Here is a 14,212-nt window from a genome sequence, read left to right as displayed (position 1 = left end):
CGAACAGGTCAGCCGACGACGGTCCAGGTGTCGCCGCCCGCGAGCAGCGCGCCGAGGTCGCCCTTGCCGTTCTGGACGATCGCGGTGTCGAGCTGCTCGGCCATCTGTGTGTCGTACACGGGCCGGTCGACCGAGCGGAAGACGCCGATGGGCGTGTGGTGCAGGGTGTCCGGGTCGGCGAGCCGGGAGAGCGCGAAGGCCGTGGTCGGGGACGCGGAGTGCGCGTCGTGCACGAGCACGTCGGCCTCGTTGTCGGCGGTGACGGCGACCACCTTCAGGTCGCCGGTCGCCCGGTCCCGTACGACACCCTTGGCGTGGTCGGTGCCGAAGCGGATCGGCTGCCCGTGCTCCAGCCGGATCACCGCCTCCTCGGCCTGCTGTTTGTCCTTGAGGACCTCGAAGGCGCCGTCGTTGAAGATGTTGCAGTTCTGGTAGATCTCGACGAGCGCGGTACCGGGATGGGCGGCGGCCTCGCGCAGCACGCTCGTGAGGTGCTTGCGGTCGGAGTCGACGGTCCGGGCGACGAAGGACGCCTCGGCGCCGATCGCCAGCGACACCGGGTTGAAGGGCGCGTCCAGCGAGCCCATCGGAGTCGACTTGGTGATCTTGCCGACCTCGCTGGTGGGCGAGTACTGGCCCTTGGTCAGCCCGTAGATCCGGTTGTTGAAGAGCAGGATCTTGAGGTTCACATTGCGCCGCAGGGCGTGGATGAGGTGGTTGCCGCCGATGGAGAGGGCGTCACCGTCACCCGTGACGACCCACACGCTCAGGTCGCGGCGGCTGGTGGCGAGGCCGGTGGCGATGGCGGGCGCGCGGCCGTGGATGGAGTGCATCCCGTAGGTGTTCATGTAGTACGGGAACCGGGAGGAGCACCCGATTCCGGACACGAAGACGATGTTCTCCTTCGCCAGCCCCAGTTCGGGCATGAAGCCCTGTACGGCGGCGAGGACCGCGTAGTCCCCGCAGCCGGGGCACCAGCGCACTTCCTGATCGGACTTGAAGTCCTTCATGGACTGCCTGGCCTCGGCCTTGGGCACCAGAGTGAGTGCCTCGATCGCGCCGGTACCGGAACCTTCCGTGGACGTCTCAGCCATCGATGGCCTCCTTGAGAGCCGTGGCGAGCTGTTCGGCCTTGAACGGCATACCGTTGACCTGGTTGTACGAGTGGGCGTCCACCAGGTACTTCGCCCGGATCAGCGTGGCGAGCTGGCCGAGGTTCATCTCGGGGATCACGACCCGGTCGTAACGCCTCAGCACCTCACCGAGATTGCGCGGGAAGGGGTTGAGGTGGCGTAGATGGGCCTGCGCGATCGGCTGCCCGGCCGCCCGCAGCCGCCGTACCGCCGCGGTGATCGGCCCGTAGGTGGAACCCCAGCCCAGCACCAGGGTGTTGGCGGCGCCCGACGGGTCGTCGACATCGAGATCCGGTACGTCGATGCCGTCGATCTTGGCCTGGCGGGTACGGACCATCAGGTCGTGGTTGGCGGGGTCGTAGGAGATGTTGCCCGTGCCGTCCTGCTTCTCGATGCCGCCGATGCGGTGTTCGAGCCCGGGGGTGCCGGGGATCGCCCAGGGGCGGGCGAGGGTCTGCGGGTCCCGCTTGTAGGGCCAGAAGGCCTCGCTGCCGTCGTCGAGGGTGTGGTTGGGCCCCTGGGCGAACTGCACCTGGAGATCGGGCAGTTCGTCGACCTCGGGGATGCGCCAGGGCTCGGAGCCGTTGGCGAGATACCCGTCGGAGAGCAGGAAGACGGGGGTGCGGTAGGTGAGCGCGATCCGGGCGGCCTCGATCGCGGCGTCGAAGCAGTCGGCGGGCGTGCACGGGGCGACGATCGGGACCGGGGCCTCGCCGTTGCGCCCGAACATGGCCTGAAGGAGATCGGCCTGCTCGGTCTTGGTCGGCAGCCCGGTGGAGGGCCCGCCGCGCTGGATGTCGATGACCAGCAAGGGCAGTTCCATCGAAACGGCCAGCCCGATGGTCTCGGACTTCAGCGCCACCCCCGGCCCCGAAGTCGTCGTCACGGCCAGCGACCCGCCGAAAGCGGCGCCCAACGCGGCCCCGATACCGGCGATTTCGTCCTCGGCCTGGAAGGTCCGGACCCCGAAGTTCTTGTGCTGGCTCAGCTCGTGCAGGATGTCCGAGGCGGGCGTGATCGGATACGACCCCAAGTACAGCGGCAGATCGGCCTGTTGACCGGCCGCGATGAGCCCGTACGACAGGGCCAGGTTCCCGGAGATGTTGCGATAGGTCCCGGTGGGGAACGCGGTCGACGCAGGAGCGACCTCGTACGAGACGGCGAAATCCTCAGTCGTCTCCCCGAAGTTCCAACCGGCCCTGAACGCGGCGAGGTTGGCGGCGGCGATCTCGGGCTTCTTGGCGAACTTGGCGGCCAGGAACTTCTCGGTACCCTCGGTCGGCCGGTGGTACATCCAGCTCAACAGCCCCAGCGCGAACATGTTCTTGCTGCGCTCGGCCTCCTTGCGGGAGAGCGCGAACTCCTTGAGCGCCTCGACGGTGAGAGTGGTCAACGGCACCGGATGCAGGCTGTACCCGTCGAGCGAGCCGTCCTCCAGCGGGGAGACCGGATACCCGACCTTCTGCATGGCCCGCTTGGTGAACTCGTCCGTGTTGACGATGATCTCGGCGCCGCGCGGCACATCGGCGATGTTCGCCTTCAGCGCGGCCGGGTTCATCGCGACGAGCACGTTGGGCGCGTCACCGGGCGTGAGGATGTCGTGGTCGGCGAAATGCAGCTGGAACGAAGAAACGCCCGGCAGTGTTCCTGCGGGCGCTCGGATCTCGGCGGGGAAGTTCGGCAGAGTGGACAGATCGTTCCCGAAGGACGCGGTCTCGGAGGTGAAGCGGTCCCCCGTGAGCTGCATTCCGTCCCCGGAGTCCCCCGCGAACCGGATAATCACCCGATCGAGTCGACGTACGTCCTTTACGGCGGCTGGGTTGCGCTGCTCTCCCACGACGGATCCGACGGCTCCGACGTCTGCGCCGGCCTTCTTCGCTGACCCGTCCGCTGAACCGTTCGCTGAACTGTCCGCTGGACTGCTGACCTGGCTGGTCACTGAACTGGACCTCCTTCGAGGCGGCGGCCTGGGGCGGTCCTCCCGCGGACCTTCCCAGGATCAACAGTACGTCGGTAAGGGTCGCCTTCCCTGGACCGATCGCATGATGGACGCCATTTTGAGACGGCTCGGCGCCCTGACTTGTCATGATTTCCTGCCCCGCAGCGCTGACTCGGTAGACGCTCCCGGCCGGTTCTCCGGTTCTGCCGCAGACCGCGCGCCTGCAGCCAGGCCCTGACGGGATGTCAGGCGATCAGGAGTTGAGGTAGGTCAGAACAGCCAGAACCCGCCGGTGATCACCGTCACTCGGCGAAAGCCCCAGCTTCAGAAAAATATTGCTGACGTGCTTCTCGACGGCACCGTCACTCACGACGAGCTGCCGCGCGATGGCCGAATTGGTCCGCCCCTCGGCCATCAGCCCCAATACCTCCCGCTCCCTGGGCGTGAGCCCGGCAAGCACGTCCTGCTTACGGCTGCGCCCCAGCAACTGGGCCACGACCTCGGGATCGAGCGCGGTACCCCCCTGGGCCACCCGCACCACCGCGTCCACGAACTCCCGCACCTCGGCGACCCGGTCCTTCAGCAGATACCCGACGCCTCGGCTGGACCCGGCGAGCAGCTCGGTCGCGTACCGCTCCTCGACGTACTGCGACAGCACGAGCACACCGAGTTCCGGATGTGATTTCCGCAGCTGTACGGCGGCCCGGACCCCTTCGTCGGTATGCGTGGGCGGCATCCGCACATCCGCGACGACGACGTCCGGGAGCTCGTCCTGTGCGGCCAGCTCGGTAATGGTCTTGATCAGCGCGACCCCGTCACCCACACCGGCGACGACGTCATGCCCACGGTCGGTCAACAACCGGGTCAGGCCCTCCCGAAGCAGCACTGAATCCTCGGCGATGACCACCCGCACCCTGTCCTCCACGATTCCCCGGCCCCCCATACCCCGTCCGAACACCAGGCTCCAGCATCCCAGTATTCGGACGAGGAAGGGGGTGTTGTCGAGGGGTTTCCTACGCCCCGGGGAGTTGTCTCGCCCCCGCCGCCCCTACCCGTTCCCATCCCCTGGGGGCTGCCGCCCCCAGACCCCCGCTACGGCCCTAAAACGGGCCTTGTCCGCAAACGCCGGACGGGCTGACTACCCAGCCCGTCCGGCGTTTGAGGACGAGCGCGTTCAGCGCGACAAAGGGGGGTCTGGGGGCGCAGCCCCCAGAAGGATGGGACGGGTAGGGGCGGCGGGGGCGAAAAAACCGCCCCCGCACCACCACTCACCCCCGCCAAGGCAACTCCGCAGTAACCCGAGTAGGCCCCCCCACCGGAGAATCCACCACCAAAATCCCATCCACCGCATCAAGCCGCCCCGCCAACCCAGCCAACCCCGAACCGCCGGAGGCATCCGCCCCGCCCACCCCGTCATCCACCACCTGCAACATCAACCGGTTCTCCACCCGCCACACATCCACCGACGCCGACGCAGCCGACGCATGCTTGCTCACGTTCTGCAGCAACTCCGACACCGTGAAGTAAGCGATCCCCTCGATCGCGGCAGCAGGCCGCGCCACCAGATCCACCTCCACCTGCACCGGCACCGCACACCGAGAAGCCACCGCCGACAGAGCAGCGTCCAGCCCCCGATCCGTCAGCACCGCCGGATGAATCCCCCGCGCCAGATCCCGCAGCTCCTGCAACGCCGTCTTCACCTCCCCGTGCGCCTCGTCCACCATCCGCGCAGCAGCCTGCGGATCCTCCGTGAGCTTCTCCTTCGCGAGCCCCAGATCCATGGCCAGAGCCACCAGCCGCGCCTGCGCCCCGTCATGCAGATCCCGCTCGATCCGCCGCAGATCGGCCGCCGCCGTGTCGACGACGACCCCCCGGTCGGACTCCAGCTCGACGACCCGCGTCGCCAGCCGCGACGGCCCGAGCAGCCCCTGCACCATGACCCGGTCGACCAGGGTCAGCGCCCGCACGATCCAGGGCGTGGCCATGGTGAACAACAGCCCGACCAGCGCGGTCACGGTGACCTCGAACGGGTTGTCGAGGTAGATCCGGTGAGTCTCGTCGCCGTACAGCTGAAGGCCGTCCTGGCCGCCGTACATCGGAAAAACCCAGAACCACAGCGGGTACGTGAGCAGCGCCCACCCATAAACCCAAAAGATCACCGCAACCAGGAACGAGAACATCGCCCAAGGCAGATGCAGCACCGAGAACAGCAGGTGCCGCCACGAGGTACCGCTCTTGAGCACGCCCCCCATCCAGGCCGCCGCCCCCGACTTCCCGGTCCGCACCGGCTCCGGTTCGGCAACGTCGGCGCCGATCAGCGCCCGCGCCATCTTCCGTTCCAGCACACCGAACCCCCGGCACCCCGCCAGGGCCACGGCCAGCACCGGAATCCCGAGGAAGGTGATCAGCAGCCCCGCACCGGTGGAGGCCATGGTGACGGCGTACGTGAACACCAGCACGCTGACCGGCAGGCTCAGCAGCACATACGCGAACTCACGCCAGCTGCGCGCCTCGACGGGCGCCCGCAACGCGGCCGGCAACCGAAACCGCCGCCCCCGCCCGGCCTCGTGGAATCCGGCCCCGGGCCCGCCCTGCTGCCCGTACCCCTGTCCGTACTCCATGGCCATCGCCCCAGTCCGTCCTACTAGTCCTACGAGTCCCAGTCGGCGCGCCCGCCGCTGCCCTGTTCGCCTGCCATCAGCCTGCTCGCCCCGACCCCCACGGACCATGGAGCACGTAGGCGTCTTCCCCCGGGGGTTTTCCCTACCAAAACCCTGAAAAGAAAGCCCTGCCTACGACTGCTCGACCCGCTCCCGCCAGGGCAACTCGGCCGTGACCGTCGTGGGTCCGCCCTCGGGCGACTCGATGACGAACAGCCCGTCCACCGCGCCCAGCCGGTCCGCGAGCCCCGCCATCCCCGTACCGCCGTCCAGCCGCGCACCGCCCCGCCCGTCGTCCCAGACCTGGATCAGCAGCCGGTCCTCGGTACGCCACACATCGACGGAGGCGTTCCGCGCCCCGCTGTGCTTGCTGATGTTCTGGAGCAGCTCGGAGACCGTGAAGTAGGCGATGCCCTCGATGGCGGCGGCCGGCCTGGCCGGCAGATCGGCCGTGACCTGCACCGGCACCGTGCACCGCGAAGCCACCGAGGACAGCGCGGCATCCAGCCCCCGGTCCGTCAGCACGGCCGGATGGATCCCGCGCGCCAGATCGCGCAGCTCCTGCAGCGCGAGTTTCACCTCGCCGTGCGCCTCCTCGACCATCGCCGCCACGTGTTCGTCGGCCTGGCCCTCCAGCAGCTTCTCCTTGGCCAGCCCGAGCCCCATCGCGAGGTTCACGAGCCGGGCCTGCGCCCCGTCGTGCAGATCGCGCTCGATCCGCCGCAGATCGGCGGCGGCAGTGTCGACCACGACCCCCCGGTCGGACTCCAGTTCGGCGATACGGCGTTCCAGCTCGTCGGAGGGCGACAGCAGCCCGCGCACCATCGCCCGGTCCACGTTGGTGAGCCCCCGCGCCACGAACGGCAGCACCGGCCACAGCACGAACAACGACACGAGCACGACAGTGAAGGTGAGGACGGCCCACGGGAGCCGCACGAAGTCGTACAGGATGGTCCGCCAGCCGACCGGGTCCTTCAACGCCATCCACAACTGCCCGAAGAACCCGAGCTCCTGGCCACGGGCGCCCCGCCCGGCCAGCGGCAGCGGACTCGGCTCGTCCACCCGCACCCCGAGCAGCACCCTGGCCCGCGCCCGTTCGATCCGGCCCAACTGGCGTGCGCCCATCAACCCGGCGGCGAGCAGCGGGACGCCGATCACCGTGAACGTGAGGAAGAACCCCGTCGACACCACGGTCACCACGTACACAAAACCGAACAACGCCATCGGCAGGTTGGCCAGGAGATGGGCGATCTCCTTCCAGGTGTGCGGGTCGAGGGCGAAACGGGCAGGGGGCAGTCGGTCGCCCTCGGTTTCCGCGCTGGTGGCGGTGATACGTGCGGTCATGTTCGCCAGCCTGCCCGCCGCCGCGCCCCGGCGCCATGAGGCGGACCGCCCGCCGACCCGGGGGAAAACCCCACCTTGCACATCACTTCGGGCATGGCCATGCGTGACGGGCTGCTTACGGTCTCTTTAGCAGGCCCTAGACTCCCGTCCGTACAGATCGCCGAACGCCAGGGGCGAGACGTGACGAGGCCAGGGAGCGAGGGACGGACGTGCAGGCACCGACCGCCACCGCCGCGACGGAGCACACTGAACACATGGGGTACATCGCGGCGTCGGAGTACTTCCAGTCCTACTCCGTCGTCGGCCTGCTCGCCGTCGTGGGCGTGCTCTTCGTCGCGGTCGCCTTCGGGGCCGGCCGCCTGCTGCGCCCCGTGGTCCCGACCCCCGAGAAGCTCATGACGTACGAGTGCGGTGTCGACCCCGTCGGCGAGGGCTGGGCCCACACCCAGGTCCGCTACTACGTCTATGCCTTCCTCTACGTCATCTTCGCCGTCGACTCGATCTTCCTGTTCCCCTGGGCCACCGTCTTCGCCGCCCCGGGCTACGGCGCGACCACCCTCGTCGAGATGTTCATCTTCCTCGGCTTCCTGGCCGTCGGCCTGCTCTACGCATACAAGAAGGGCGTCCTGACATGGACGTGACGCCAGAAACGAATTCACGGGAATCGGTTCCCGTTCTGCTGCCGGAGCCGAAACGGCTGGGCGCCCTCGCCCGCCTGGCCCCCGAACCGATGAAGGTGGTCCTGAACTGGGGCCGCCGCTACTCGCTCTGGGTCTTCAACTTCGGCCTCGCCTGCTGCGCCATCGAGTTCATCGCCGCGTCCATGGCCCGCCACGACTTCATCCGCCTCGGCGTGATCCCCTTCGCCCCCGGCCCCCGCCAGGCCGACCTGATGGTGGTCTCGGGCACGGTCACGGACAAGATGGCCCCTGCGGTACGCCGCCTCTACGAACAGATGCCCGAGCCGAAGTACGTCATCTCCTTCGGCGCCTGCAGCAACTGCGGCGGCCCCTACTGGGACTCCTACTCCGTGACGAAGGGCGTCGACCAGATCATCCCGGTCGACGTCTACGTCCCCGGCTGCCCACCCCGCCCCGAGGCCCTCCTCCAGGGCATCCTCAAACTCCAGGAGAAGATCGCCCGCGAGTCCCTGGGCGAGCGGTACGCGTCCGCCCGATCGACCCGCCCGTCCCCGGCCGCACTCCAGAGCCCCCTGGTGCAGCCGCCGGCCGCAGGGGAGTCGAACAGGTGACGGCAACCGGCTGGCTGCCCGCCCCCACCGAGGACCTCTTCGGTACGGAGGCCACGGCCGAGGAGTCCTACGACGTCCTGACCGTCGACGTACCCCCGACCTCCTGGACGGCAGCCCTGGAGACAGCGCGCGACCGCCTCTCCTGCACCTACTTCGACTGGCTCAGCGCGGTCGACGAACCGGGCACCGGCTTCCGCGTCGCAGCCCACGTGGTCGCCCTCTCCCCGGTCCGCCGTCTCCTCGTACGCACGACAGTCCCGCACGAGTCCCCCGTACTCCCTTCCCTCGTGGACGTCTACGCGGGCGCCGCCTGGCACGAGCGCGAGACCCACGAAATGTTCGGCGTACGTTTCGAGGGCCACCCGGGCCTGGACCACCTCCTCCTCCCGGAAACCTTCGAGGGCCACCCCCTCCGCAAGGACTTCGTACTGGCGGCCCGTGTAGCCAAGGCATGGCCGGGCGCCAAGGAACCGGGGGAGTCGGAGCACGGCGGCCCCAAGCGCCGCCAGATGCTCCCACCGGGCGTCCCCGACCCCAACGAATGGGGCCCCCTGAAGGGCCAACTCCCCCCGGCCCCGACCCGCCCGCCCCGAGCAGCCGCCGGCCGCACGCCCACCGACCGCCCGGCACGCCGCACCCGCACGACCTCGGAAGGCTCAGCAAGCCAGGCCTCGGCGGGCCAGTCCCCGGCGGGCCCGGCAAGCCAGTCCCCGGCGGGCCAGACCCCGGCGGGCCAGACCCCGGCGGGCCAGGCCCTGGCAGGCCCGGCAAGCCAGTCCCCGGCAGACCCGTCCCCGGCATCCCCGGCGGGCCAGTCCCCGGCATCCCCGGCGGGCCAGACCCCGGCAGGCTCGCCCCGGGCAACGGAAGGCACCCCCGCGGAGGCCGCCCCGTCGGCCACCCCCCGCCGGTCGCGCAGCGCAAGCCAGGGCTCGGCATCGCAGCGCCCCCAGACACCGCCGACCGAGGCCGCCGCTCCCGAGCCCCCGCCGACAGAGGCCCCCAAGCCGCCCCCCACGGCGGACGCCCCCTGGCACCACGCCCGCCCCGCCTTCGACGAGCCCACCCCGAAGGCCCCTGAACCGACCGAGGCCTCCGAACCGACCAAGGCCCCTGCACCGACCGAGGCCCCTGCACCGGAAGCCCCTGCCCGGGAAGCTCCTGCACCAGAAGCGCCCGCCCCGGAAACCCCGACCCCGGAGGACCCCGCCCCCGAAAAGGGCACCCCCGAGAACCCCTCAGGAGGCTCGCAGTGAACGACGCGCTCGACGTCGCCCTGCGACTCCTGATCGTCTTCGTCGTCTTCCTCACCTTCCCCCTGATCGTCGGTCAGACCGAGCACAAGGTGATGGCCCATATGCAGGGCCGCCTCGGCCCGATGTACGCCGGTGGCTTCCACGGCTGGGCCCAACTCGTCGCCGACGGCGTCAAGTTCGCCCAGAAGGAAGACATCGTCCCGGCCGGAGCCGACCGCCGTATCTTCCAACTGGCCCCGGCCGTGGCCCTCCTCCCGTACCTCCTCGTCCTCCTCGCCATCCCGATCGGCCCGGGCGAGGGCGCCGTCGGCGAGGTCGTCGACGCGGGCATCTTCTTCGTCCTCGCCGTCATGGGCGTCGGCGTCCTCGGCTCGCTGATGGCCGGCTGGGCGTCGGCCAACAAGTTCTCCCTCCTCGGCGGCCTGCGCACCGCCGCTCAACTCCTCGCCTACGAACTCCCGATGCTGCTGACCGCCGCCTCGGTCGCGATGGCCGCCGGCACGGTCTCGCTCCCCGGCATCGTCGACGCCTTCGAGTGGTGGTGGCTGCCCTGGCAGATCGTCGGCGCGATCGTCTTCTTCGTCGCCGGCCTCGCCGAACTCCAACGGCCCCCCTTCGACATGCCGGTGGCCGACTCGGAGATCATCTTCGGCGCCTACACCGAGTACACCGGCCTCCGCTTCGCCCTCTTCCTCCTCGCCGAGTACGCCGGGATCGTCGTCCTGTGCGGCCTCACCACCGTCCTCTTCCTGGGCGGCTGGCACGGCCCCTGGGCTGCCGACGGCCTCGGCTGGGTCTGGACCCTCCTCAAGACAGCCGTCCTCGCCTTCGTCGTCATCTGGCTGCGCGTCACCTACCCCCGCCTGCGCGAGGACCAGCTCCAGAAGCTCGCCTGGACCCTCCTCGTCCCCCTTTCCCTCGCCCAGATCGCCCTCACCGGCATCGTCAAGGTGGTGATCTCCTAGTGGCCCCCATCCCTGGCTCAGGACTGGCCAAGGGCCTGGCCGTCACCCTCCGCACGATGACGAAGAAGACCGTCACCGCGCAGTACCCGGACGCCCAGCCCGACCTCCCGCCCCGCAGCCGCGGAGTCATCGGACTCTTCGAGGAGAACTGCACGGTCTGCATGCTGTGCGCCCGCGAGTGCCCGGACTGGTGCATCTACATCGACTCCCACAAGGAGACGGTCCCGGCCGCGGCCCCCGGGGGCCGCGAGCGCAGCCGTAACGTCCTCGACCGTTTCGCCATCGACTTCTCCCTCTGCATGTACTGCGGTATCTGCATCGAGGTGTGCCCCTTCGACGCCCTCTTCTGGTCCCCGGAGTTCGAGTACGCCGAGACCGACATCCACGAACTCACCCACGAACGCGACAAGCTCCGCGAGTGGATGTGGACGGTCCCGGCCCCGCCCGCCCTCGACCCCGCAGCCGAGGAACCGAAGGAGATCGCGGCGGCCCGCAAAGCGGCGGAGAAGCTGGCGGCCACCCAGCCCGAGCCGCAGGAGACCGGACCTCAGCAGCCCGAGCCGCAGGAGGGGAACTCGTGAGCCTTGCCGCAGCCGCCGCGACGGCAGCACGCACCACGACCGCCGCCTCCGACACCCACGGCTTCCTCTCCCCGACCGGCGTCGAGATCGCCTTCCTCCTCGTCGGCCTGGTCACCTTCGGCGCCGCGCTCGTCACCGTCACCACCCGGCAGCTGGTGCACGCCGCCCTGTGGCTGGTGGTGACCCTCGGCGGCCTCGCCGTCGAGTACCTCCTCCTCACAGCCGAGTTCATCGCCTGGGTACAGGTCCTCATCTACGTCGGTTCCGTCGTCGTCCTCCTTCTCTTCGGTCTGATGCTCACCAGGGCCCCCATCGGCCGCTCCCCGGACGCCGACTCCGGCAACCGGTGGGCCGCCCTCGCCGTTGCCCTCTCCTCGGCCGCCGCCCTGGTCTGGGTCGTCGTCGACGCCTTCCGCACGACCTGGATCGACCTGGACGGTGCCGCAGCCGGCTCCACCGCCGTCACCGGTGCGAGCCTCTTCCAGAACTGGGTCCTGCCCTTCGAGGCCCTCTCCGTACTTCTCCTCGCGGCCCTGGTCGGGGCGATCGTCCTGTCCCGCAAGACGAAGGCGGAGTCGAGTTCTCCCCCTGTGAACTCCCGAGCCGCGACCGGTAGTTCCCCCTCTGTCCCGGATTCCCGGAATCACCCGATCGAGCTAAACAACCCGGCAGAGCAGGAAGGTGCCCTCTGATGCACCTCGCCTATCCCGCCGTACTCTCCGCCCTCCTTTTCTCCACCGGCCTCTACGGCGTCCTCGCCCGCCGCAACGCGATCCTGGTCCTGATGTCCGTCGAGCTGATGCTCAACGCCGTCAACCTCAACCTGGTCGCCTTCGACGTCTGGCTGAGCAGGACCGCCCGCGAGACCCTGCACTCCGGCCAGGCCCTCACCCTGTTCACCATCGCCATCGCGGCCGCCGAGATCGGCATCGGCCTGGCGATCGTCCTCGCCGTCCACCGCAACCGCGGCACCGCCGACATCGACAAGCTCCGCGACACCGCCGAACCGCACGGCCCCGACGAAGCCACCGGCACGGACGCCGCAGACGGCACGGAAACGGAAGACGAGAAGGCTGAGGCCACCGCGTGACCACGACCACCCTCGCCGTCCTCGTCCCCCTCCTCCCGTTCCTGGGCGCCGCGGCCGGCCTGCTCCTGGGCCGCACGGCCCCCGGCTTCGTACGCCCCCTCGCCGTACTGCCCACCCTCACGGCACTCGCCCTCGCCGTGGTCGTCGCCGTACGCCAGGGCGGCGACCGGGCCGTCGACGCCGCCACCGAGCTGACACCCACCGGCTCGGTCCCCGTCGAACTCGCCCTGCACATCGACGGCTTCGCCGCCCTCGTCGCTGTCCTGGTCGGCCTGGTCGCGACCTGCGTGCAGATCTACTCGACGGGCTATCTGCGCGACGACCCGCGCTACCCCTCGTACGCCGCTCTCGTCTCCCTGTTCACCTCCGCGATGCTGCTCGTCGTCTACTCCGGCGACCTGATGGTGCTGCTGGTCGGCTGGGAGATCATGGGCATCTGCTCGTACTTCCTGGTCGGCCACTACTGGGAGACCCCGGAGGCCCGCGCCGCCTCCCTCAAGGCCTTCCTCGTCACCAAGCTCGGTGATGTCCCCTTCCTGATCGGCCTGTTCGCGCTCGCCACCGACGCCGGGTCCTTCCGGATCACGAAGATCCTCGGCACCGTCGCGACCGGCGGCCTCGACCACCCGACACTGGTCGCCCTGCTGCTCCTGGCCGGCGTGGCGGGCAAGTCGGCACAGTTCCCGCTGCACACCTGGCTCCCCGACGCTATGGCGGGCCCCACCCCCGTCTCCGCGCTGATCCATGCCGCGACGATGGTCGCCGCCGGTGTCTACTTCGTCGCCCGGCTCCTCCCGGTCTTCGCGGCCTCCTCGGCCGCACTGGTCGTCCTCGCCGTCATGGCCGCCGTCACGATGGCCGGCTCTGCCCTCGCCGCCCTCGCCCAGGACGACATCAAGCGCGTCCTCGCCTACTCGACGATCGGCCAGCTCGGCTACATGACCGGCGCCCTCGCCGTCGGCGACCGCGGTGCCGCCGTCTTCCACCTCCTCACCCACGGCGCCTTCAAGGCGCTGCTGTTCCTCGCGGCCGGCGTGATCATCCACGCCGCCGGCACCAACTCACTGGCCGCCATGTCCCGTATGGGCAACCTGCGCGCCCGCGTCCCAGACGCCTACTGGACGATGACCGTGGCGCTCCTCGCCCTCGCCGCGATCCCGCCCTTCAGCGGCTTCTTCTCCAAGGAGTCCGTCCTCGGCGCCGCCGAACACGTCACCACCGGCCACGCCGAGGGCATCCCGGACGCCGCAGGTTGGATCGTCCTCGTCGCCGGCCTGGTCTCGGCCCTGCTCACCGCCGCCTACGCGATGCGTCTGTGGCTGCTTGCCTTCCGCGGCAAGGGCGCCGAGGCCCCGGACCACGGCAGGCAGCCCGTCGCGATGACCGCCGTGCTCTGGGTCCTCGCGATCCCCTCCCTCGCCCTGGGCGGGCTCGCCTACGGCAGGCTGCCCGACTGGTTCGACGGCCACGACCTGACCCCGACCCTCACCACTTCCGTCCTCGGCACGGGAGTGGCGCTGGTCGGCGGCATCGTCACTTACGGAGCCTGGCGCCACACCACCGCCCTGGCGGCCCGCGTCCCCCTGGGCGCGGTCGCGGCCCACCCGGACGCGGACGGCGGCCTGGTCGAGGCCGAGGCCATCGCCACCCACACCCCCGCCTACGGAGACATGGCCGGCGCACCCGACCCGGCGGACCCCGGCCGACTCCTGCTCGGCCCGCTGCATCGCCACGCGGCTGTCGGCTTCCACCTGGACGCCCTGTACACGGCGCTGTTCGTCCGCCCGGTCCAGGCCGGCGCCACCCTCGTCCGGTTCCTCGACCGAGAGGTCGTCGACACCTACGTACGCGGCGCGAGCGCCGTGCCCCGCCTGCTGGGTGCCGGCGTACGGCGCGCCCAGACCGGCAACGTACAGACCTATGTGAGCGCGCTGCTCGCCGGCACCGTCGTCCTGGTGGTCGCCGTCCTCCTCGTCGCCACGGGAGCGTGAG

Annotated in this window: 13 protein-coding genes; 8 read left to right on the top strand and 5 right to left on the bottom strand. The window is 70.0% G+C overall.

Annotation, left to right across the window (positions count from 1 at the left end; genetic code table 11):
- Positions 1-8: 8 nt before the first annotated feature.
- The 5 genes from LUX31_RS16770 to LUX31_RS16750 form a co-directional block, all read right to left on the bottom strand.
- Positions 9-1,094: a 2-oxoacid:ferredoxin oxidoreductase subunit beta gene (locus LUX31_RS16770; protein WP_235475588.1), complete on the bottom strand. Its 1,086-nt coding sequence runs from the start codon at positions 1,092-1,094 to the stop codon at positions 9-11.
- On the bottom strand, positions 1,087-3,072 hold the full coding sequence (locus tag LUX31_RS16765) for a 2-oxoacid:acceptor oxidoreductase subunit alpha (RefSeq protein WP_443045967.1): 1,986 nt from the start codon (positions 3,070-3,072) through the stop codon (positions 1,087-1,089). Before LUX31_RS16765 ends, LUX31_RS16770 begins: the two co-directional genes overlap by 8 nt.
- A gap of 253 nt (positions 3,073-3,325) precedes the next feature.
- Positions 3,326-4,015 (bottom strand): response regulator transcription factor, encoded by a 690-nt coding sequence (locus LUX31_RS16760; protein ID WP_328285662.1) that lies wholly within the window; start codon positions 4,013-4,015, stop codon positions 3,326-3,328.
- A gap of 325 nt (positions 4,016-4,340) precedes the next feature.
- The gene (locus tag LUX31_RS16755) at positions 4,341-5,699 is read right to left on the bottom strand and encodes a sensor histidine kinase (protein WP_235475585.1); all 1,359 of its coding nucleotides are present in this window, start codon (positions 5,697-5,699) and stop codon (positions 4,341-4,343) included.
- Positions 5,700-5,864: 165 nt separating this feature from the next.
- Positions 5,865-7,076, bottom strand: a complete 1,212-nt coding sequence (locus LUX31_RS16750; RefSeq protein ID WP_235475584.1) for a sensor histidine kinase — start codon at positions 7,074-7,076, stop codon at positions 5,865-5,867.
- Between the two features lie 254 nt (positions 7,077-7,330).
- On the opposite strand from LUX31_RS16750, the gene LUX31_RS16745 reads away from it, so the two are divergent.
- The 8 genes from LUX31_RS16745 to LUX31_RS16710 are packed head-to-tail and all read left to right on the top strand — an operon-like array spanning position 7,331 to position 14,211.
- On the top strand, positions 7,331-7,717 hold the full coding sequence (locus LUX31_RS16745; RefSeq protein WP_235475583.1) for an NADH-quinone oxidoreductase subunit A: 387 nt from the start codon (positions 7,331-7,333) through the stop codon (positions 7,715-7,717).
- Entirely contained in the window at positions 7,708-8,328 is a 621-nt protein-coding gene (locus tag LUX31_RS16740) for an NADH-quinone oxidoreductase subunit B (RefSeq protein ID WP_235475582.1), read from the top strand. The genes LUX31_RS16745 and LUX31_RS16740 overlap by 10 nt, the downstream gene beginning before the upstream one ends.
- Positions 8,325-9,584 carry an NADH-quinone oxidoreductase subunit C gene (locus tag LUX31_RS16735; protein WP_235475581.1) on the top strand — a complete coding sequence of 420 codons (1,260 nt, stop codon included), beginning with the start codon at positions 8,325-8,327 and terminating at the stop codon, positions 9,582-9,584. Before LUX31_RS16740 ends, LUX31_RS16735 begins: the two co-directional genes overlap by 4 nt.
- Positions 9,581-10,549 (top strand): complex I subunit 1/NuoH family protein, encoded by a 969-nt coding sequence (locus LUX31_RS16730; RefSeq protein WP_235475580.1) that lies wholly within the window; start codon positions 9,581-9,583, stop codon positions 10,547-10,549. The genes LUX31_RS16735 and LUX31_RS16730 overlap by 4 nt, the downstream gene beginning before the upstream one ends.
- Positions 10,549-11,130, top strand: coding sequence for a NuoI/complex I 23 kDa subunit family protein (locus LUX31_RS16725; RefSeq protein WP_235475579.1), 582 nt, complete (start codon positions 10,549-10,551; stop codon positions 11,128-11,130). The genes LUX31_RS16730 and LUX31_RS16725 overlap by 1 nt, the downstream gene beginning before the upstream one ends.
- Entirely contained in the window at positions 11,127-11,822 is a 696-nt protein-coding gene (locus tag LUX31_RS16720; RefSeq protein ID WP_235475578.1) for an NADH-quinone oxidoreductase subunit J family protein, read from the top strand. The genes LUX31_RS16725 and LUX31_RS16720 overlap by 4 nt, the downstream gene beginning before the upstream one ends.
- Positions 11,822-12,220, top strand: a complete 399-nt coding sequence (gene nuoK, locus LUX31_RS16715) for an NADH-quinone oxidoreductase subunit NuoK (RefSeq protein WP_235475577.1) — start codon at positions 11,822-11,824, stop codon at positions 12,218-12,220. The genes LUX31_RS16720 and nuoK overlap by 1 nt, the downstream gene beginning before the upstream one ends.
- On the top strand, positions 12,217-14,211 hold the full coding sequence (locus LUX31_RS16710; RefSeq protein WP_235475576.1) for an NADH-quinone oxidoreductase subunit 5 family protein: 1,995 nt from the start codon (positions 12,217-12,219) through the stop codon (positions 14,209-14,211). The genes nuoK and LUX31_RS16710 overlap by 4 nt, the downstream gene beginning before the upstream one ends.
- The last annotated feature ends 1 nt before the right edge of the window (position 14,212 follow it).

Source organism: Streptomyces sp. GQFP (genome assembly GCF_021545335.1).
In the GTDB taxonomy this organism is placed as follows: domain Bacteria; phylum Actinomycetota; class Actinomycetes; order Streptomycetales; family Streptomycetaceae; genus Streptomyces.
Note: the sequence above shows the minus strand (reverse complement) of the source record. Positions and strands in the feature narration are given on the sequence as shown.